General features: G+C 46.2%; 18 protein-coding genes and 3 pseudogenes. All 21 read left to right on the top strand.

What is annotated here, in order from left to right:
• Positions 1-7 precede the first annotated feature (7 nt).
• Entirely contained in the window at positions 8-445 is a 438-nt protein-coding gene (fliJ, locus tag AACR09_RS06855; protein WP_017076818.1) for a flagellar export protein FliJ, read from the top strand.
• A gap of 182 nt (positions 446-627) precedes the next feature.
• Positions 628-1,041, top strand: a pseudogene (locus tag AACR09_RS24615) (flagellar hook-length control protein FliK); the annotation flags it as partial.
• 45 nt (positions 1,042-1,086) lie between these two features.
• Positions 1,087-2,727, top strand: a pseudogene (locus tag AACR09_RS06850) (flagellar hook-length control protein FliK); the annotation flags it as partial.
• A 113-nt stretch (positions 2,728-2,840) separates the two neighbouring features.
• Positions 2,841-3,329 (top strand): flagellar basal body-associated protein FliL, encoded by a 489-nt coding sequence (gene fliL / locus AACR09_RS06845; protein ID WP_004736206.1) that lies wholly within the window; start codon positions 2,841-2,843, stop codon positions 3,327-3,329.
• Between the two features lie 7 nt (positions 3,330-3,336).
• Positions 3,337-4,380 (top strand): flagellar motor switch protein FliM, encoded by a 1,044-nt coding sequence (gene fliM, locus AACR09_RS06840; protein WP_004736207.1) that lies wholly within the window; start codon positions 3,337-3,339, stop codon positions 4,378-4,380.
• A 29-nt stretch (positions 4,381-4,409) separates the two neighbouring features.
• Complete coding sequence (fliN, locus tag AACR09_RS06835; RefSeq protein WP_004736208.1) at positions 4,410-4,820, top strand: flagellar motor switch protein FliN; 411 nt, start codon at positions 4,410-4,412, stop codon at positions 4,818-4,820.
• Positions 4,820-5,236, top strand: a complete 417-nt coding sequence (gene fliO, locus AACR09_RS06830) for a flagellar biosynthetic protein FliO (RefSeq protein WP_017091071.1) — start codon at positions 4,820-4,822, stop codon at positions 5,234-5,236. Before fliN ends, fliO begins: the two co-directional genes overlap by 1 nt.
• Positions 5,223-6,152: a flagellar type III secretion system pore protein FliP gene (fliP, locus tag AACR09_RS06825; RefSeq protein ID WP_181257028.1), complete on the top strand. Its 930-nt coding sequence runs from the start codon at positions 5,223-5,225 to the stop codon at positions 6,150-6,152. Before fliO ends, fliP begins: the two co-directional genes overlap by 14 nt.
• Before the next feature lie 11 nt (positions 6,153-6,163).
• Positions 6,164-6,433 carry a flagellar biosynthesis protein FliQ gene (gene fliQ, locus AACR09_RS06820; RefSeq protein ID WP_004736211.1) on the top strand — a complete coding sequence of 90 codons (270 nt, stop codon included), beginning with the start codon at positions 6,164-6,166 and terminating at the stop codon, positions 6,431-6,433.
• 6 nt (positions 6,434-6,439) lie between these two features.
• A complete protein-coding gene (fliR, locus tag AACR09_RS06815) occupies positions 6,440-7,222 on the top strand; it encodes a flagellar biosynthetic protein FliR (protein WP_004736212.1) in 783 nt (260 codons plus the stop codon).
• A 9-nt stretch (positions 7,223-7,231) separates the two neighbouring features.
• Positions 7,232-8,362, top strand: coding sequence for a flagellar biosynthesis protein FlhB (gene flhB, locus AACR09_RS06810; RefSeq protein WP_004736213.1), 1,131 nt, complete (start codon positions 7,232-7,234; stop codon positions 8,360-8,362).
• Positions 8,363-8,574: 212 nt separating this feature from the next.
• Positions 8,575-10,674 carry a flagellar biosynthesis protein FlhA gene (flhA, locus tag AACR09_RS06805; protein ID WP_102540310.1) on the top strand — a complete coding sequence of 700 codons (2,100 nt, stop codon included), beginning with the start codon at positions 8,575-8,577 and terminating at the stop codon, positions 10,672-10,674.
• Positions 10,675-10,701: 27 nt separating this feature from the next.
• Positions 10,702-12,303, top strand: a complete 1,602-nt coding sequence (flhF, locus tag AACR09_RS06800) for a flagellar biosynthesis protein FlhF (protein WP_193836250.1) — start codon at positions 10,702-10,704, stop codon at positions 12,301-12,303.
• Positions 12,304-12,316: 13 nt separating this feature from the next.
• Positions 12,317-13,204 carry a MinD/ParA family protein gene (locus AACR09_RS06795; protein ID WP_193836249.1) on the top strand — a complete coding sequence of 296 codons (888 nt, stop codon included), beginning with the start codon at positions 12,317-12,319 and terminating at the stop codon, positions 13,202-13,204.
• On the top strand, positions 13,197-13,931 hold the full coding sequence (locus AACR09_RS06790; RefSeq protein ID WP_017076812.1) for an RNA polymerase sigma factor FliA: 735 nt from the start codon (positions 13,197-13,199) through the stop codon (positions 13,929-13,931). The genes AACR09_RS06795 and AACR09_RS06790 overlap by 8 nt, the downstream gene beginning before the upstream one ends.
• 42 nt (positions 13,932-13,973) lie before the next feature.
• Positions 13,974-14,342: a chemotaxis response regulator CheY gene (gene cheY / locus AACR09_RS06785; RefSeq protein ID WP_016767062.1), complete on the top strand. Its 369-nt coding sequence runs from the start codon at positions 13,974-13,976 to the stop codon at positions 14,340-14,342.
• Between the two features lie 106 nt (positions 14,343-14,448).
• Complete coding sequence (locus tag AACR09_RS06780; RefSeq protein ID WP_004736219.1) at positions 14,449-15,180, top strand: protein phosphatase CheZ; 732 nt, start codon at positions 14,449-14,451, stop codon at positions 15,178-15,180.
• A 9-nt stretch (positions 15,181-15,189) separates the two neighbouring features.
• Positions 15,190-17,370, top strand: coding sequence for a chemotaxis protein CheA (locus tag AACR09_RS06775; RefSeq protein ID WP_004736220.1), 2,181 nt, complete (start codon positions 15,190-15,192; stop codon positions 17,368-17,370).
• 13 nt (positions 17,371-17,383) lie between these two features.
• Positions 17,384-18,493, top strand: a complete 1,110-nt coding sequence (locus AACR09_RS06770) for a protein-glutamate methylesterase/protein-glutamine glutaminase (protein WP_193836248.1) — start codon at positions 17,384-17,386, stop codon at positions 18,491-18,493.
• A 10-nt stretch (positions 18,494-18,503) separates the two neighbouring features.
• Positions 18,504-19,286 carry a ParA family protein gene (locus AACR09_RS06765; protein WP_017076808.1) on the top strand — a complete coding sequence of 261 codons (783 nt, stop codon included), beginning with the start codon at positions 18,504-18,506 and terminating at the stop codon, positions 19,284-19,286.
• Positions 19,273-19,393, top strand: a pseudogene (locus AACR09_RS06760) (chemotaxis protein CheW); the annotation flags it as partial. The gene AACR09_RS06765 and the pseudogene AACR09_RS06760, both read left to right, overlap by 14 nt.

Genomic DNA, 19,393 nt, shown 5'->3' with positions numbered 1-19,393 from the left:
GTTAGTCATGGATAACGCATTAGAATTTTTGCTCGACCAAGCCAAGGATCAAGAGAACCAAGCCGTACTCGCGCTCAACAAAGCGAATTCAGAGCTTCAAGGTTACTATGAGCAGGTCGCTCAGATTGAAAAGTACCGACTTGATTACTGTCAGCAACTTATTGACCGCGGAAAAGCAGGACTCACAGCGAGTCAGTACGGTCACTTGAACCGTTTTTTAACTCAACTAGATGAAACATTATCTAAACAGAGAGAAGCGGAGCATCATTTTAAAAACCAAGTCGACAACTGCCAAAACTACTGGATGGAGCTACGTAAAAAGCGTAAATCCTACGAGTGGTTGATGGAGAAAAAACAGAAAGAGAAGGCAAAGCTGCAAGATCAACGAGAACAAAAGCAAATGGATGAGTTCTCGACGCTGATGTATGGCCGAAAGAAGATGTGATCCTAAGCCCTGAATGACGAAGGTGTTGCCGTTCAGATTGTGAGAACAGAACTAATAGGCATGTTTCTTGCTCCGTTTTATATAAAATTGCGCGTTATGCCCAGCAAAGGCATGAAAAGCACCCGACTTTCTTTTTGTTGTCCGATTTATGGCAGCAAAGCTAGTAGATAGAGCTTGTATATATGAATGTTAGCCTTTCCTCAAATTCAGCGACCAACAAAACGTCATCGTTGTTGGACACCGGTTCTGCCTCTTCAAAGGTAGAAGAGACCGGCGACTCTAAAGGTTTCTTAGAGTCTTTTAAAGAAGCGCTAGGCTTTGAAGAAAGTGACAGCAAAGCGGCAGTAAAAGACACTGATGACGCCTCAAAATCAGACGAAAAACAGACCTCTGCGGAAGACGAAGTATCGGCTGAAAAGACTAAAGGTGATTCAACTGAGTCTAGGATCGCTGATGAGGCTAGCGAAGCTCAAACCAAGCAAGCTAAAGCAGCGACGGATGTTGAAAATACGGCTACTAGCAACGCAGCTACTGAACATACGTCTGAACTAAATTCACCGTCGAGCGATAAAGCCTCGTCGAAACCGTCTGATGACGATACCTTGGCTGCGGCTCAGCCCAAAGGTGATTCTGATACACAATCCGCAGAGCTGAATGCTCAGGGGGCATCTCAAGCTAGTGCTGCGATGAGTGAAGGCAATAAATTGCTTGGTCAGTTGGACGAGGCAAACAAAACACTGAATCAACCTGACAACGGCAAAGGCTTGCCTCAGCAAGTGAAGGCTGATGAAGCTCAAGGCAAGATTGTAGGTGCGACTGCTGTGGGCGTTCTTGCGACCGACACCGTGGGTAAATCAGCACAACAAACCAATGCAACAAATCAAGAAAACGGTCTTGAGGTCGATTCTGAAATTGCCGTGCTTACCGGAGGTAAGGGTGTTTCACAGTTGACTGATGATGAAATTCGACAGTTGATGGATAAAGGCGTCACCCCAGAACAAATTGAAGCGAGTATGAGCCGAGAGTTGCGCCAAAAGAACGCGGCCAGTGCGGTTGCTGCCGATCAGAGTCAAGCACTCTCAGCAGCGGATATGGAACTTGCAAAACAGGTTGATGCCCATACCAAAGCGTTAAACCAATTGAATGGACAAATCGAATCAGAACAGTCTGTTGTCGATGGTCTGGTTCAAAAGCAACAAAGTGGCGCTAAGTTGACGGTCGATGAGCAAGCTGCGCTGGCTCAAGCAACCTCTAACTTAGAAGTATTGAATCAACAGCTAACCAATGTTCAACAGCAAGCAACGGCTTTACTAAGCCAAGATCCGAACGTGAACAGCACACCCGGTGAACCCGCCGCTATTGATTGGGACAACACTGATTCAAATGAAGCCAAAGCCTTAGCCGCGGTGGCATCAACAACGGCAGTAGCGACGGCTGCACAACAAGTATCAGCGCAGGCCGCTTCTCAATCAGCAAACAATGCTCTTACGGATAAGGCGGCAATGCTGCACGCCAATAATGCGCATGCGGCTCAACAGGCAGCGGCTCAGCAATTACAACAAGGGAATGCAGCTCCAATGCAGCAGCAAGCGGCTTTAGACCCAAGCTTAACGGCACAAAGCCTAGCGATGACTGCAACGCCAGCGGCCACAAAAGCAGGTTCGACTGACGCGCTTCTTAAAGCAGGCGCTGGTGCCGCTGCATTGTCTGGTTTGGGTAAAGCGGGTGCTAAAGAAGATTCTAAAGACTCGACCTTGGCCCAGCAGATCGCTTCTGCGGCTGGCGCACAAGGTACTGCAACGGTTGGTTCAGCACCTACGCGAGCTGAAATTCAAGCTGCTCAACAAGCGCCTTTACAGCTCACCAAAGAGCTAGCCAATGAGCAGGTCGCGGAAAAAGTCCAAATGATGATGTCTAAGAACCTCAAGAACTTGGACATTCGTCTCGATCCACCAGAATTGGGTCAGATGAAAATCCGCATGACCATGAATAATGATGTGGCGAACGTGCACTTTACGGTTAGTAATCAACAGGCAAGAGAGGTGATTGAACAAACCTTACCTCGCTTGAGGGAGATGCTTGCTCAACAAGGCCTACAACTAGCTGATTCGTCAGTTCAGCAACAGAGCTCTGGTCAGGGACAGGATAGATACAACAATGGTGAGCAACAATCCGGCACTAACCGCACAAATGATGGCCAAGGTGATGAAAACCTTGATAGTGGCAGCAATCTTGAATTGAATGTCGCATCAAAGCGTGATGGAATTAGTTATTATGCCTAATATCAGGCTAAGAACGCTTGGTTGATAGATAGAACCATCAGTTAATAGAAAGTACTGTTAGTTAATAGAAAGAACCGTCAGTTAATCGAAAGAACAGGAAGTTAGAATAAAGTATGGCAGAAGAACAAGATGCACCTAAAGGGAAGAGCAAGCTCCTTATCATCATTATAGCGGTAGTCGTTTTGCTGCTTGGCATAGGTGGTGCGCTGTTCTTTTTCTTAGGCTCCGATGATAGTGCCTCTGAATCTCAGTCTCAGCCAGCCACCGCAGTGGTCGCAGCAGAGCCTGTCATGTATGTTAATATTCCTCAGCCTTTCTTGTTTAATGTGACGGGAGATAAAAAAGATCGCCTAGTTCAGATAAAAGCACAGCTGATGGTACGTGGCAGTAAGAATGAAGACCTCGCACGTTACCACTCTCCACTCGTAGAAAGTACGCTACTGGCCACGTTCGCTTCGGCAACGGTCGATCAATTACGCTCACCCACTGGGCGAATTGAACTGCGTGACAAGGCAACTGAAGATATTAAAGCAAGTCTGGCTCAAGCTGTTGGCCAGCCTGTGATTGAAAAAGTGTTATTCACTGACTTCGTAATTCAATAGGTAATTTGTGACCGATTTATTAAGCCAAGACGAAATTGATGCGCTATTACATGGCGTTGATGATGTTGAAGAAGTTGAAGATGTCTTAGAAACCGAGAATGACAGTGCGGTCAATTTCGACTTCTCATCTCAAGATCGAATCGTCCGTGGTCGAATGCCGACCCTTGAACTTATTAACGAGCGCTTCGCACGTCATATGCGGATCAGTTTGTTCAATATGTTACGTAAAACGGCTGAAGTGTCGATCAATGGCGTACAAATGATGAAGTTTGGTGAGTACCAAAACACATTGTATGTACCCACCAGTTTAAACATGGTTCGTTTCCGCCCGTTGAAAGGCACGGCGCTGATCACTATGGAAGCACGCCTTGTATTTATTCTTGTAGAAAACTTTTTCGGTGGTGACGGCCGTTTCCACGCCAAGATTGAAGGCCGTGAATTCACGCCAACAGAAAGACGAATTATTCAGTTACTGCTGAAAATTGTTTTTGAAGATTACAAAGAAGCTTGGTCTCCAGTGATGGGGGTTGAGTTTGAATACTTGGATTCTGAAGTGAACCCAAGCATGGCGAACATTGTGAGCCCAACCGAAGTGATTGTTGTGAGTTCATTCCACATTGAAGTGGATGGCGGTGGCGGTGATTTCCACGTCGTGATGCCTTATTCCATGGTTGAGCCGATTCGTGAATTGCTTGATGCCGGTGTTCAATCAGACAAAATGGAAACCGACGTTCGTTGGAGCACCGCGCTGCGTGATGAAATCATGGATGTGCCAGTCAATTTTCGCGTGAACTTGTTAGAGCAAGATATTTCCCTGCGTGATTTGATGGAGCTGCGCCCAGGAGATGTCATTCCCATGAACATGCCTGAACACGCGACGATGTTTGTCGAAGAACTGCCGACTTATCGTGTGAAAATGGGGCGTTCTGGTGAGAAGCTCGCGGTACAGATTTCGGAAAAAATTCAAAGACCGCATGTGGTCAAAACTGATCTCGCTTTTCTAGGCAAAGACCTAATGTCTGAGCTCGAAAACAGCGATGATGACGAATAGCAAAATAGATAAAAGTATAGGAATTGGTAATGGAACCTAGTGAAGATCAAAAGCTAGCAGACGAATGGGCTGCAGCACTTGGTGAAGACCCTTTAGCACCGTCAATTGATGTTGATGATGTGCTTGCGGCACCACTTGATGAACTAACCGATTCATCGTCTCCGATTTCTGAAGATGAGCGTCGTAAACTGGATACCATCATGGATATCCCAGTGACTATCTCGATGGAAGTTGGCCGTTCTCAGATCAGTATCCGTAACTTACTTCAATTGAACCAAGGTTCGGTAGTAGAGCTCGATAGAATTGCTGGTGAGTCACTAGATGTGATGGTTAACGGTACTCTGATTGCTCACGGAGAGGTGGTTGTGGTGAACGACAAATTTGGTATTCGTCTGACTGACGTAATTAGCCAAACAGAACGAATTAAGAAGCTACGTTAATGCGCTTTTCGCCAAAAAGATTGGTGGGTTCGTCTCGCGGAACATTGGGAATAGGGCTGTTGTCTACGCCTTCTATTGCTTTTGCCGCGCCTCCTTCTCTTGATTTAGCGACCACTTTTGGGTCGCTAATTTTCGTTATCGCCTTCATCTTATTTATTGCTTGGTTACTCAAGCGAATGCAAGTGCCTGCGATGTCGAATCAACAAGGTTTGGCTATTGTTAGGCAAATTCCTGTTGGTACTAAAGAACGCATTGCGATTGTGCAAGCAGGTGATGAACAGTTCTTAGTCGGCATTACCACACAGTCGATTCAGCTGATCTCTAAGCTCGATAAACCTCTTACTCAGGAGATGCTGGAAAAAAGTACATTTTCAAGTCAGCTTTCCCAGCTAATTAAAAAAGATGCAAACAAGTAACGGACTTTTTACCTCATCTTACTTTTGCCAAATCGGATCTTTTCGAGTGGTAAAAGCGTTGTTGGTTCAGCTCATTCTCCTCTGTTCTTTCGTGTTCAGTGTGTCGGTATTTGCACAGGCTGAAGATGGCACCGTCATTCCAGCGAATACAGCAGGCTCAGAGTCGGTTACCATCAGCACGATGGAACAAGACCAAGCTAAATCGCAAACCATGACCACTGGTAGTTTAACGGGTAATGGTGGCGGCATTCCTGCCTTTACCATGACCACCAACGCCAATGGCGGTGAAGACTACTCGATCAATTTACAGATATTGGCCTTAATGACCATGCTTGGCTTCTTGCCGGCAATGGTAATTTTGATGACGTCGTTCACCCGTATTGTGGTGGTGATGTCTATTTTGCGTCAGGCAATGGGTCTCCAGCAAACGCCTTCAAACCAAGTGATTATTGGTATCGCGATATTTTTGACCTTTTTCATCATGTCACCAGTGATCAATCAAGTGAATGAGCAAGCGGTTCAGCCTTATCTCAATGAACAAATATCGGCACGACAGGCGTTCGACGTTGCCCAAGGCCCGATCAAGTCTTTCATGCTCAAACAAACTCGAATCAAAGATCTAGAAACCTTTGTTGAGATCTCGGGTGCGGAAGTGACTAACCCTGAAGATGTTTCCATGGCGGTTCTGATTCCAGCGTTTATCACATCGGAGTTGAAAACGGCTTTCCAAATTGGCTTCATGCTGTTCTTACCTTTCTTAATCATCGACTTGGTGGTCGCCTCGGTATTGATGGCTATGGGTATGATGATGTTGTCACCGATGATTGTATCGTTACCATTTAAGTTGATGCTGTTCGTTCTTGTTGATGGTTGGAACTTGATACTCTCCACTCTCGCCGGCAGTTTTGCCTTGTAGCTGGGGGAATAATGAATCCTGAAATATTCGTAGAGTTGTTCCGAGATGCACTTTGGATGGTACTGATAATGGTATGTGCCATTATTATTCCTAGCCTATTGATTGGTTTAGTCGTAGCGGTTTTCCAAGCTGCGACGTCTATCAACGAACAAACATTGAGTTTCCTACCGCGTTTGATCGTGACGTTATTGGCGTTGATGATGTTTGCTCACTGGATGACTCAGATGATGATGGAGTTTTTTTTCGAACTCATCGAACGCTTGCCGCAAGTTCTGTATTAAACCAATATGGAATACCCAACGAGCCTTGTACTAGAGTGGTTAGCCAATTATTTTTGGCCATACACTCGCATCTCAGCCATGCTGATGGTGATGACGGTAACAGGGGCACGCTTTGTGTCGCCGCGTATCCGTCTGTATTTAGGTTTGGCGATCACCTTTGCTGTGATGCCCGCAATCCCAGCTGTTCCTAAAGAGATTGAGCTGCTGTCCTTCCAAGGATTCTTGACGGTATTTGAACAAATCGTGATTGGTGTCGCCATGGGGTTTGTTACTCAGTTTTTGATTCAAACTTTTGTTATGCTCGGTCAGATTTTAGGTATGCAATCGAGTTTGGGTTTTGCCTCTATGGTCGATCCTGCAAACGGTCAAAATACGCCAGTACTTGGCCAACTGTTCATGCTGTTGGCGACCATGTTTTTCTTGGCGACCGATGGTCACTTGAAAATGTTGCAACTGGTGGTGTTTAGTTTTAAAACCTTGCCGATCGGCAGTGGGTCTTTAACCGCCGTCGATTTCAGAGAGCTGGCATTGTGGCTTGGCATCATGTTCAAAACAGCATTAGCGATGTCGTTATCGGGTATTATTGCGCTGCTGACGATTAACCTTTCATTTGGTGTAATGACACGTGCGGCACCTCAGCTAAACATATTTTCCTTGGGTTTTGCATTTGCGCTACTCGTGGGTCTGTTACTTTGTTGGTACATCCTTGGCGGCCTGTTTAGCCACTATGAGCTATTTTGGATACAAGGCGAGCAACAGATATGTCGTCTAATCCGGTTAGATTGCTAGGAGACTGAAATGGCAGAGTCAGACGGTCAAGAACGCACAGAAGACGCCACGCCCAAACGCTTGCAACAGGCCAAAGAGAAAGGGCAGGTTGCAAGGTCAAAAGAGCTGGCGTCAGCATCGGTATTGATAGTCGGTGCGATTTCTTTAATGTGGTTTGGCGAATCGATGGCGAAGGCTTTGTTCGAGGCCATGCAACGCCTGTTTTCACTCAGTCGTGACGAGATTTTTGATACTAATAAGCTACTGGAAATAGCGGGTGGCGCATTAGTAAACCTATTGTTCCCACTGTTTTTGATTCTCATCACTTTGTTCGTTGCTGCTGTGATTGGCGCTGCGGGTGTTGGTGGGGTCAATTTCTCAATGCAAGCCGCTATGCCAAAGGCATCTAAACTCAATCCTTTGAGTGGTATCAAGCGTATGTTTGGCTTACAAAGCTGGGTTGAACTGCTGAAATCTATCTTGAAAGTGGCTTTGGTATCGGGCATGGCCATTTATCTGATTCAAGCTTCTCAACATGACTTGATGCAGTTGAGTATGGATGTGTACCCACAGAATATATTCCATGCCTTAGATATTTTGCTCAACTTTATCCTATTGATCAGTTGTTCTCTACTCATCGTGGTCGCCATTGATATCCCATTCCAGATTTGGCAACACGCTGATCAGCTGAAGATGACCAAGCAAGAAGTCAAAGATGAATTCAAAGACACTGAGGGTAAGCCCGAAGTGAAAGGTCGTATTCGTATGCTGCAACGAGAAGCCGCTCAACGTCGAATGATGGCTGACGTACCTCAAGCGGATGTGATTGTGACCAACCCTGAGCACTTTTCAGTGGCGCTTCGCTATAAGCAGAATCAAGATAAGGCACCAATTGTGGTTGCTAAAGGTGTCGATCACATGGCGATGAAGATCCGTGAAATCGCACGAGAAAATGACATCTATATTATTCCAGCACCGCCATTGGCTAGGGCGCTTTATCACACCACAGAACTAGAACAACAAATTCCTGACGGTCTGTTTGCAGCAGTTGCACAAGTGCTTGCATATGTTTTCCAGCTTAAGCAATACCGAAAAAAAGGTGGAGAGAGGCCAAAATTGCAAGATTCTAATATGCCGATCCCACCTGATTTACGACATTAGATCAATTGCTTGAGCTCAGCTTGATGAACCCTGATAATAGCAACTTAGCTACCCCTCTTGTTTCCGAGGTGATGGCGATAATTTGACGTGAGATGTTGGTACAGTGTTTGCTATATCAATTCCGAACATATTAGCCCATAGCAACATAGCTTAGACCTAGGCCTCAATCTGCTTAGTGAGATAGCTACAACATAGCGAAACTGCCTAGATTTATGAAATTCACCCTGCCTTTTGCGGACAAGCTACCTAAAATTCCTAACCGTGCCATGCCTGCGATTGGCGCGCCTGTTATGGTGCTTGCAACGCTTGCTATGGTGGTGTTGCCCATTCCAGCTTTCTTGTTGGATATGTTCTTCACCTTCAACATTGCACTGTCTATGGTTGTACTATTGGTTTCGGTTTATACCCGTCGGCCTTTAGACTTCGCTGCATTCCCAACCGTACTCCTGATTGCGACTCTGCTCCGCTTGGCCTTGAACGTTGCTTCGACACGTGTGGTATTGCTCCATGGCCATGAGGGGGGTGATGCTGCCGGTAACGTTATTGAAGCCTTTGGTAACGTGGTTATCGGTGGTAACTATGCGGTTGGCTTGGTGGTGTTCTTGATCCTGATGATCATCAACTTCATGGTTGTCACCAAAGGTGCGGGTCGTATCTCGGAAGTAAGTGCACGTTTTACCCTTGATGCTTTACCGGGTAAGCAGATGGCAATCGATGCCGACTTAAATGCAGGTTTGATCGACCAAGATCAGGCTCGTACTCGACGTTTTGAAGTGACCAAAGAAGCCGATTTCTACGGTTCAATGGACGGTGCATCTAAGTTTGTTAAAGGTGATGCGATCGCTGGTATCTTGATCTTGTTCATCAACATTATTGGTGGCTTGAGTATTGGTATGGTTCAGTTTGACCTTGGTTTTGGTGAAGCAATCGAAATCTATACACTACTGACTATCGGTGATGGTCTGGTTGCTCAAATTCCATCGCTATTACTTTCTATTGCTGCAGCGATGATGGTGACGCGTCAAAACACCGATGAAGACATGGGCGAGCAGCTTGTCTTCCAAATGTTCGATAATCCTAAAGCCCTTATGATCACTGCTGCAATCCTTGGCATTATGGGTATTGTGCCGGGTATGCCTCATTTCTCGTTCTTGAGCCTTGCTGTCGTTGCAGGTGCCGGTGCCTATTACATTGATAAAAAGAACAAGAAAAAAGCTGAACAACCCAACCTTCCAGCTACGGTTGAAGCGAGTGGGGAGACGGGTTCTCAGAAAGAACTTTCGTGGGATGATGTTCAGCCTGTTGATATTATTGGCTTAGAAGTTGGCTACCGCTTGATTCCTCTAGTTGACAGAGATCAAGGTGGTGAACTGCTTGAACGCGTTAAAGGGGTGCGTAAGAAGCTGTCTCAAGATTTTGGTTTCTTGATCCCAGCAGTACACATCCGCGATAACCTAGAATTGACCCCAAACAGTTACCGACTCACCTTAATGGGGGTTGCGGTTGGTGAGGCTGAGATTAAGCCGGATATGGAATTAGCCATTAACCCAGGCCAAGTGTATGGAATGATCGATGGTGAGCCGACGATTGACCCTGCCTTTGGTCTAGAAGCCGTGTGGATTCGTGAAGAGCAGCGTGAACATGCGCAAGCCTTAGGTTACACGGTTGTTGATTCATCAACCGTGTTGGCCACTCACCTCAGTCAGCAGCTAACGAATAACGCATCACAACTGATTGGTCACGAAGAAGTTCAGAACTTACTTGAGATGCTTAGCCGTTCAACGCCTAAGCTGGTGGAAGGCTTTGTACCGGACCAATTACAGCTTGGCGTCGTTGTGAAAGTGCTGCAGAACCTGTTGAATGAAGCCATTCCAATTCGTGATATTCGAACAATAGTCCAAACTTTGTCGGAGTACTCAAGTAAGAGTCAAGAACCTGACATACTTACAGCGGCTGTTCGTATCTCTTTGAAACGACTAATTGTTCAAGAAATCAATGGTATAGAGCCAGAGTTGCCCGTGATAACCTTGATTCCAGAGCTGGAACAAATCTTGCATCAAACCATGCAGGCATCCGGCGGAGAATCTGCTGGTATTGAACCTGGTTTAGCCGAACGTTTACAGACCTCACTCAGCCATGCCACACAAGAGCAAGAGCTGAAAGGTGAGCCAGCAGTGCTACTGACCTCTGGTGTATTGCGTTCGACTCTGGCTAAGTTCGTGAAGAACACGATCCCAAGCTTGAGAGTGTTATCTTACCAAGAGATACCGGACGAAAAGCAGATACGTATAGTACAAGCTGTTGGTAATTAAGCCGCCTAATTAGAACGGACGATCGAATTGAAAATTAAACGATTTTTTGCAAAAGATATGCGAACCGCACTGCTTCAAGTTAAAGAAGAACTTGGCTCAGAAGCGGTGATCATGTCTAACAAAAAGGTCGCAGGTGGCGTGGAAATTGTTGCCGCTATTGATGGCGAATCTAGCCCATCGACAGCGAGCCAGAGATTAAATAAACCTCAGCAGCCTGCGCAAAGCCAATATACGCAAATGGCCGCGCCCGCAGCACCGGCAGGGCGTCGTCAATTAGACGATGACAAGGTTAGCCTACAGACAAGTGCTGAAGGTGGACGCTCAATGACCAAACGCTTTGCGAATATGCTAAAGCAATACAGTCATGGCGCCGATGATGAGCCACAACACCGCGCTGAAAACGAAGACTCGTTGTCAGCATTGCTAAATCGCCAATCCAGCACGGGTCATAAGCCGCATAGCAATCATCAGCCACATAGTAATCGTCAGTCTCTCGGCAACCAGCCGTCTCTTGGCAATCAACAGTCTTCTGGTAACCAACTGTCTTCCGGTAACCAGCAATCTCACGGGAGCCTCGATTCAGCATTTGCTCGTGAAACAGGCTTATCTAAATTGATTGCCGAAGACCGCAGAGTAGAGCGTCCAGCACCTCGTTTGGATCCTACCCGTTATGATCGTGGTCGTGAGAACACTCAGTCGAAAGGTTCAGATACAGAAATGGAGACGATGCGTGAAGAGATGACCTCAATTCGTCGTCTATTAGAGCATCAAGTATCAGGGCTAATGTGGCAAGAAGTTGAGCGTCGAGAACCGCTCAGAGCAATGCTTATCAAACGCCTTGAGCGTATGGGTGTATCTGCCGAGCTTGCCGATCAAATGGCCTGTTACATTCCTGAAGATACCAAGCCTGCACGTGCATGGAAGGCCTTGTTAGCTCTGGTTGCTGACCAGATCTCTGTCACGCAAAAAGATATTTTAAAACGCGGTGGTATTGTGGCCTTATTGGGCCCGACTGGCGTAGGTAAAACAACGACGGTTGCTAAGCTAGCTGCACGCGCAGCCATGGAATATGGCGCCGACAACGTCGCACTAGTGACAACGGACACATATCGTATAGGTGCACATGAGCAGTTATCGATTTATGGTCGAATTATGGGTTGTCCTGTAAGAGTTGCTAAAGATTCTAGTGAATTGGCCGATGTAATATATCAGTTACGTAATCGTCGCCTGATTCTGGTCGATACTGCAGGCATGGGACAACGAGATGTTCGCCTATCCGAGCAGTTAGACACATTGATGCAAGAGAGTGGTTCCGTTATCAATAGTTACCTTGTGTTGCCTGCAACCGCACAGCGCAAAGTGCTGCAAGAAACCATTGAACACTTTAGAAGAATCCCGTTGTCGGGATGTATCCTGACTAAGCTGGATGAATCCCTTAGCTTGGGTGAGTTCATCAGTGTGGTAATACAAAATGCATTACCAGTTGCTTACATAGCAAATGGTCAACGAGTTCCTGAAGATATCGTCATAGCTCAGCCAAAGTATATGATTGCTAAGGCTAATGAGTTATTAGAAAAATCTACAGAGAATGAACCTCATTACTGGAATAGCGATTCTGAAGGGCTCTAGGCGGCGGATAAATATGAATGAGAATATGATACACGATCAAGCTAGCGGCCTCCGTCGCTTAACCAAGCCTTCACTCACAAAAGTTATCGCTGTAACCGGTGGTAAGGGAGGCGTCGGTAAATCGAATGTGACGTTAGGTATGGCTATTTGTATGGCTCGCCAAGGCAAGAAAGTCATGGTACTGGATGCCGACTTAGGGCTGGCTAACGTAGACATCATGCTGGGCATTCGTTCTAAACGAAACCTGGGTCATGTGTTGGCTGGCGAATGTGAACTTAAGGATGCGATTGTCGAAGGGCCGCACGGAATTAGAATTATTCCAGCGACATCTGGCACGCAAAGCATGACTGAACTTTCACACGCTCAACACGCTGGGTTGATTCGAGCATTTGGTTCGCTTGAAGATGAGATGGATATCTTGTTGGTTGATACCGCTGCGGGTATTTCAGACATGGTAATTAGCTTCTCAAGAGCGGCGCAAGACGTGGTTGTTGTGGTCTGTGATGAGCCTACCTCAATCACTGATGCATATGCACTGATTAAACTTTTGAGCCGAGAGCACCAAGTTCAGCGATTCAAAATTGTTGCAAATATGGTCAGAAGCTACCGCGAAGGCCGAGAATTATTTGCAAAGTTGACTTTGGTCACAGAGCGCTTCTTGAATGTGAGCCTCGAACTCGTAGCATGTATTCCTTTAGATGATAAAGTACGTCAATCAGTCAAGAGACAGAAAATCGTAGTAGATGCGTACCCTCGCTCTCCAGCTGCATTGGCAATCAGCTCTTTGGCTAATAAAGCATTGACCTGGTCAATACCAAAAACGCCAAGTGGACACTTGGAGTTCTTTGTTGAAAGGCTGCTGAATCGTACTGAATTTATAGAGGAACCATTTGGTGAATAAAGCGCTTACTTACGATCAACATGCTAATCACAATAGCCAACAGGCTTTTTTTGAGAAGTATTCTGTGTTGGTTAAACGTATCGCTCATCACTTGTTGGGGCGATTACCGCCTAATGTCTTGGTTGATGACTTAATTCAAGCTGGCATGATTGGCTTGATTGAAGCGCAACAAAACTATGATGGTACCAAAGGCGCAAGCTTTGAGACGTATGCAGGTATTCGGATTCGCGGAGCTATGTTGGATGACATTCGCCGTGGTGACTGGGTGCCGAGATCGGTTCATAAAAACAATCGAGAAATCAGCAGTGCAATCGCGGAATTAGAGGGTACCCTCAATCGCGACCCAAGTGATGCCGAAGTGGCAAAGCACATGGGGCTGAGTTTAGACCAGTACCACAACGCTTTAACTGATATTAATTGCTCAAGACTTGTCGGAATCGAAGATTTAGGCGTCTCAGATGATGTAATATCTCCGAATGAAGACTCTCAAGATAACACGCCTTTTCAAGGGGTTGCTGATGAGTCATTTCGTCAAGCTTTGATCGATTCGATAAAACAACTTCCGGAAAGGGAAGGCCTCGTGCTTTCGCTTTATTACGACGAAGAACTCAATTTAAAAGAGATTGGGGAAGTACTAGGTGTCAGCGAATCTCGTGTCAGCCAAATACTGAGCCAATCTATGCAGCGTTTACGCACTAAGTTAAGTGCTTGGACACAGAACGACTAACAACACTGATTCTATTCAGTGGAGGCTAATTTGAACAAAAACATGAAAATTCTCATTGTTGATGATTTTTCAACGATGCGCCGAATTGTTAAAAACCTACTTCGCGATTTAGGTTTCAACAACACTCAAGAAGCAGACGATGGCTTAACCGCGTTACCTATGCTGAAAAAAGGCGAATTTGATTTCGTGGTAACTGACTGGAACATGCCAGGCATGCAAGGTATTGACCTGCTTAAACACATTCGCGCAGATGCAGAACTTAAGCATCTTCCAGTGCTTATGATCACTGCGGAAGCGAAGCGTGAGCAGATCATCGAAGCAGCGCAAGCGGGTGTTAATGGTTACATTGTGAAGCCTTTCACTGCTGCAACGCTGAAAGAGAAACTTGATAAGATTTTTGATCGCTTATAAGCATCAATAAGTTTTAGGCACTTCTAGGCAAACACTGACCGATAAGATCTCTGTTTATCTCGATAGCCTAAGCGCACAAAGTATGCGGAGTAAGGCCGAACTCAGGATGATTTCATTAGAACAAGCAAAAAAATTAGTAGAGCTGCTTGAGAACGATAAGCAGCAAGATGCTGATTCTCTTGTTAGAAGCATTTATGAAGACAATTTTAGTCTTCAAGACAATCCAATGCTTCAAGAAATAGGAAGTTTGACTCGCGACCTCCATGACTCTTTGACTCAATTCAATTTCGATGAGCGCATCAGCGTTATCGCAAATGATGAAATCCCTGACGCAAGGGATCGCCTTCAGTATGTCATTGATAAAACGGAAGTTGCGGCAAATAAGACGATGGACGCTGTCGATCGTTGTATGCCAATTGCAGACAACCTACACGAGTGTTTACTTCAAGTAAGGCCTCAATGGAATGAACTGATGCATGGCCGCATTGAGCTGGCACAATTTAAAGCTTTATGTCACCGCATTGATGGATTGCTTGTCCAAGTAGAAGGCGATAGTACTGAACTACGTGGACAATTGACTGAAATCTTGATGGCTCAGGATTTCCAAGATTTAACTGGGCAGATAATTAGCAAAGTTATTACCTTGGTGAATGAGGTTGAAGGACGTTTGGTCGAGATTCTCACCGTATTCGGTGCGAATCAAACAGAGCCAACTCCAGAGTCAGAGAAGAAAGCATCTATTGCGCCTGAAGGTCCAATTCTGAACCCAGAAGAGCGTGAAGATGCTGTTGCATCTCAAGATGAAGTCGACGATTTGTTATCCAGTCTTGGATTTTAAAGGTAACGTATGAGCTACGATTTAGACGAAGATATTCTTCAGGACTTTTTAGTCGAAGCAGGAGAGATCCTTGAACTCCTATCAGAACAACTGGTAGAGCTTGAGAATAACCCTGACGACAAAGACCTATTAAATGCTATTTTCCGTGGTTTCCATACAGTAAAAGGTGGTGCTGGTTTCCTAGCATTGACTGAGCTGGTGGATACTTGTCATGGTGCTGAGAATGTGTTCGACATTCTACGAAACGGCCAGCGCAGCGTAACATCAGGTTTGATGGATACGATGCTGCAGGCTCTAGATACAGTTAATGTACAGTTTCAAGCCGTGCAAGATCAGGAACCTTTAGTGCCTGCTGATCAAGCTTTATTGGATGAACTTCACCGCCTCTGTAAACCACAGTCTGCCGATGAAGCTGCTCCAGTAGAAGCCCCTGCACCAGTAATCGCTGAACCCGTTTTTGAAGCGCCTGCTGAACCGATCGTCGAAAGCGCAAGCATTAGTGCATCTTCAGTGGATGATATCTCTGAAGATGAGTTTGAGCGTCTGCTTGATGAGCTTCATGGTAAAGGTGGTTCACCAACAGCATCTTCTGTACCAACACCGCCGCCAGCTCCTGTTGCTCCTCAGCCGGTTGCTGAGAGCGGTGATATTACGGATGACGAATTCGAAAAGTTATTAGATGAACTGCATGGCGCGGGCAAGAGCCCGACGGCAGTAGGTTCACCGCCTCCTCCTCCGCCAGCACCTTCTTCCGCACCCGTTTCGGCGATGTCTGAAGGTGATGACCTGATGAGCGACGAAGAGTTTGAGAAGCTACTTGACCAGTTACATGGTTCAGGTAATGGACCAACTATTGAAGAGCTAGATGCAGCAACTAAACCTGCTGCAGCGAAGCCTATTGCCCCAGTGCCTGCTCCACAAGCAGCACCTAAGCCTCAGCCATCTGCACCTGTCGCTGTTAAAGAAGCACCAGCGAAAGCTGAAGTTAAAGCGCCAGCGAAGAAACAACAAGCCGACGCTACAGTTCGTGTCGACACGTCAACACTGGATACCATCATGAATATGGTGGGTGAGCTGGTACTGGTTCGTAATCGACTTGTGAGCCTTGGCTTAAACAGTAACGATGAAGAGATGGCAAAAGCTGTCTCGAATTTAGATGTTGTTACCGCAGACCTCCAAGGTGCGGTAATGAAGACTCGTATGCAGCCGATCAAGAAAGTTTTTGGTCGTTTCCCACGAGTTGTCCGCGACCTTGCTCGTAGTTTGAAGAAAGACATTGTTCTTGAAATGCGCGGGGAAGAAACGGATCTTGATAAGAATTTAGTTGAAGCACTTGCCGATCCACTGATTCACTTAGTGAGAAACTCTGTGGATCACGGTATTGAAATGCCTGAAGCCCGTATTGCGGCTGGCAAATCACAAACGGGTAAAGTGATTCTATCTGCCTCGCAAGAAGGTGACCATATTGAACTGGCTATCGTTGATGACGGTGGTGGTATGGACCCTGATAAGCTTCGTGCTATTGCGGTTAAACGCGGTCTGATGGATGAAGATGCAGCGTCTCGCTTATCAAACAAAGAGTGTTTCAATCTTATTTTTGCCCCTGGCTTTTCAAGCAAGGAGCAGATCTCGGATATCTCTGGTCGTGGTGTAGGTATGGACGTTGTGAAAACAGCGATCAACACACTGAATGGCTCGATTGATATTGATTCAGAGATGGGACAAGGCACCAAGATCACGATCAAGGTTCCATTGACGCTGGCGATTCTACCAACCTTGATGGTCGGTGTTGCCGGACATCCATTTGCATTGCCCCTGGCTTCTGTAAACGAGATCTTCCACCTAGATTTAAGCCGCACAAACGTGGTTGATGGCCAGCTGACGATTATCGTTCGCGATAAGTCTATTCCGTTGTTCTACTTGCAAAACTGGCTGGCACCTAAAGCGGGTATTGTGGAATTGCGTAAAGGACACGGCCATGTTGTTATCGTACAACTTGGTAGCCAACGTGTTGGTTTTGTTGTTGATACGCTTATTGGCCAAGAAGAAGTTGTTATCAAACCACTTGATAAACTACTACAGGGCACGCCAGGAATGGCAGGCGCGACAATTACAAGTGATGGACACATTGCATTGATTCTAGATGTGCCGGACTTGTTGAAGCAGTACGCAGCTGCGTCAAGAATTTAATTTAAGGATAAATATGGCGATTAAAGTATTAGTCGTTGATGATTCGAGTTTTTTTCGTCGTCGCGTTAGCGAGATCATCAACTCAGAGGCTCGCCTAGAAGTCATTGATGTAGCAGTAAACGGTAAAGAAGCAGTTGAGAAAGCGAAACAGCTGAGACCTGACGTAATCACGATGGACATCGAAATGCCTGTCATGGACGGCATCACCGCCGTTCGTGAAATCATGGCTGCGTCGCCAACGCCTATTTTAATGTTTTCATCGCTAACGCATGATGGTGCGAGAGCAACGTTAGATGCGTTAGACGCTGGTGCTCTAGACTTCCTACCTAAGAAGTTTGAAGACATCGCACGTAACCGTGATGATGCTGTCGCATTGCTTCAACAACGTGTGATTCAGATTGCAGCAAAGCGTGCGTTTATGCGCCGTGCTCCTATTGCGCCACGAGCTACAGCTACACCGGCAACAACTTCAACACCATTGCGCCAACCGATTTCAGCAGTGAAACCAGCGGTTGCATCAACGGCGAAATTCAGAGCTTCGGGTAAAAAGTATCAATTAACTGCAATTGGTACCTCTACGGGTGGCCCTGTTGCACTACAGAAAATTTTGACGCGCATCCCTGCACACTACCCACATCCGATTGTGTTAGTTCAGCATATGCCAGCAACGTTCACCGCCGCTTTTGCTAGCCGACTGAATACCTTATGCAAGATTGAGGTTCGCGAAGCACAAGACGGAGATGTGTTGAAACCTGGAGTGGCTTATCTTGCTCCTGGTGGTAAACAGATGATGGTTGACGGCCGTGCAGGATCTGCTCGCTTAAGAATTATCGATGGCGGCGACCGAATGAATTACAAGCCTTGTGTGGATGTAACCTTCGGCTCTGCAGCGAAGATCTACGGCGACAAAGTCTTGTCTATGATACTGACCGGTATGGGCGCTGATGGTCGAGAAGGTTCGCGTATGTTAAAAACTGCGGGCTCGACAATCTGGGCGCAAGACGAAGATAGCTGTGTTGTATATGGTATGCCTCAAGCTGTAGCAAAAGCTGGCATTTCTACTGAAGACCTCCCTCTAGACCGCATTGCGGAAAGGATTTTGGTTGAAGTTGGGTTAGCTTAGGTAAATCGAAATGATTGTTTGGAGTGTTGCAAACCAAAAAGGTGGTGTTGGTAAAACGACCTCGACCGTGACCCTAGCAGGTTTACTTGCGTTGAAGGGGCACCGTGTTCTGTTGGTTGATACTGACCCGCATGCATCACTAACCACCTATCTGGGTTACGACTCAGATACGGTGGAATCGAGTCTGTTTGATCTATTTCAGTTGCGTGAGTTTAACGCGCCGACAGTAAGACCTTTGATTTTACAAACGGAAGTCGAAGGTATCGATATTATTCCCGCGCACATGTCTTTGGCAACATTAGACCGTGTGATGGGAAATCGAAGCGGTATGGGGTTGATCTTGAAGCGTGCTTTGGCCGCTTTGAAAGACGACTATGACTATGTGCTTATCGATTGTCCGCCGATTTTGGGCGTGATGATGGTCAACGCATTGGCTGCCAGTGACCGTATTTTGATTCCGGTACAGACTGAGTTTTTGGCAATGAAGGGCTTAGAGCGCATGATTCGCACTTTGGCTATCATGCAGAAGTCTCGCAAAACACCGTTTAAGGTGACGATTGTCCCGACGATGTACGACAAGCGAACTAAAGCATCACTGCAAACATTAACTCAGCTAAAAGAAGATTATCCAAATCAAGTTTGGACATCCGCTGTGCCGATAGACACTAAGTTTCGAGATGCTAGCCTAAAGCGCTTACCAGCATCTCATTTTGCATCGGGTAGTCGTGGTGTATTTGCTTACAAACAGCTGCTTATTTATCTCGAAAGGCTGGCGATAAATGAGCGCGAATAAAGAATCAACAATGGCGCGATCAAGTTTATCAAGTGAACAAGCACTTGATGATTACTTTACTGCGCTGTTAGGTGATGAAATGCTGGATTCTGACGAATTTTTTGTTG

Source organism: Vibrio sp. OPT20 (assembly GCF_963889365.1).
Lineage (GTDB): Bacteria > Pseudomonadota > Gammaproteobacteria > Enterobacterales > Vibrionaceae > Vibrio > Vibrio splendidus.
The sequence above is the reverse complement of the archived record's forward strand: the minus strand, read 5'-3'. Positions and strand labels throughout refer to the sequence as shown.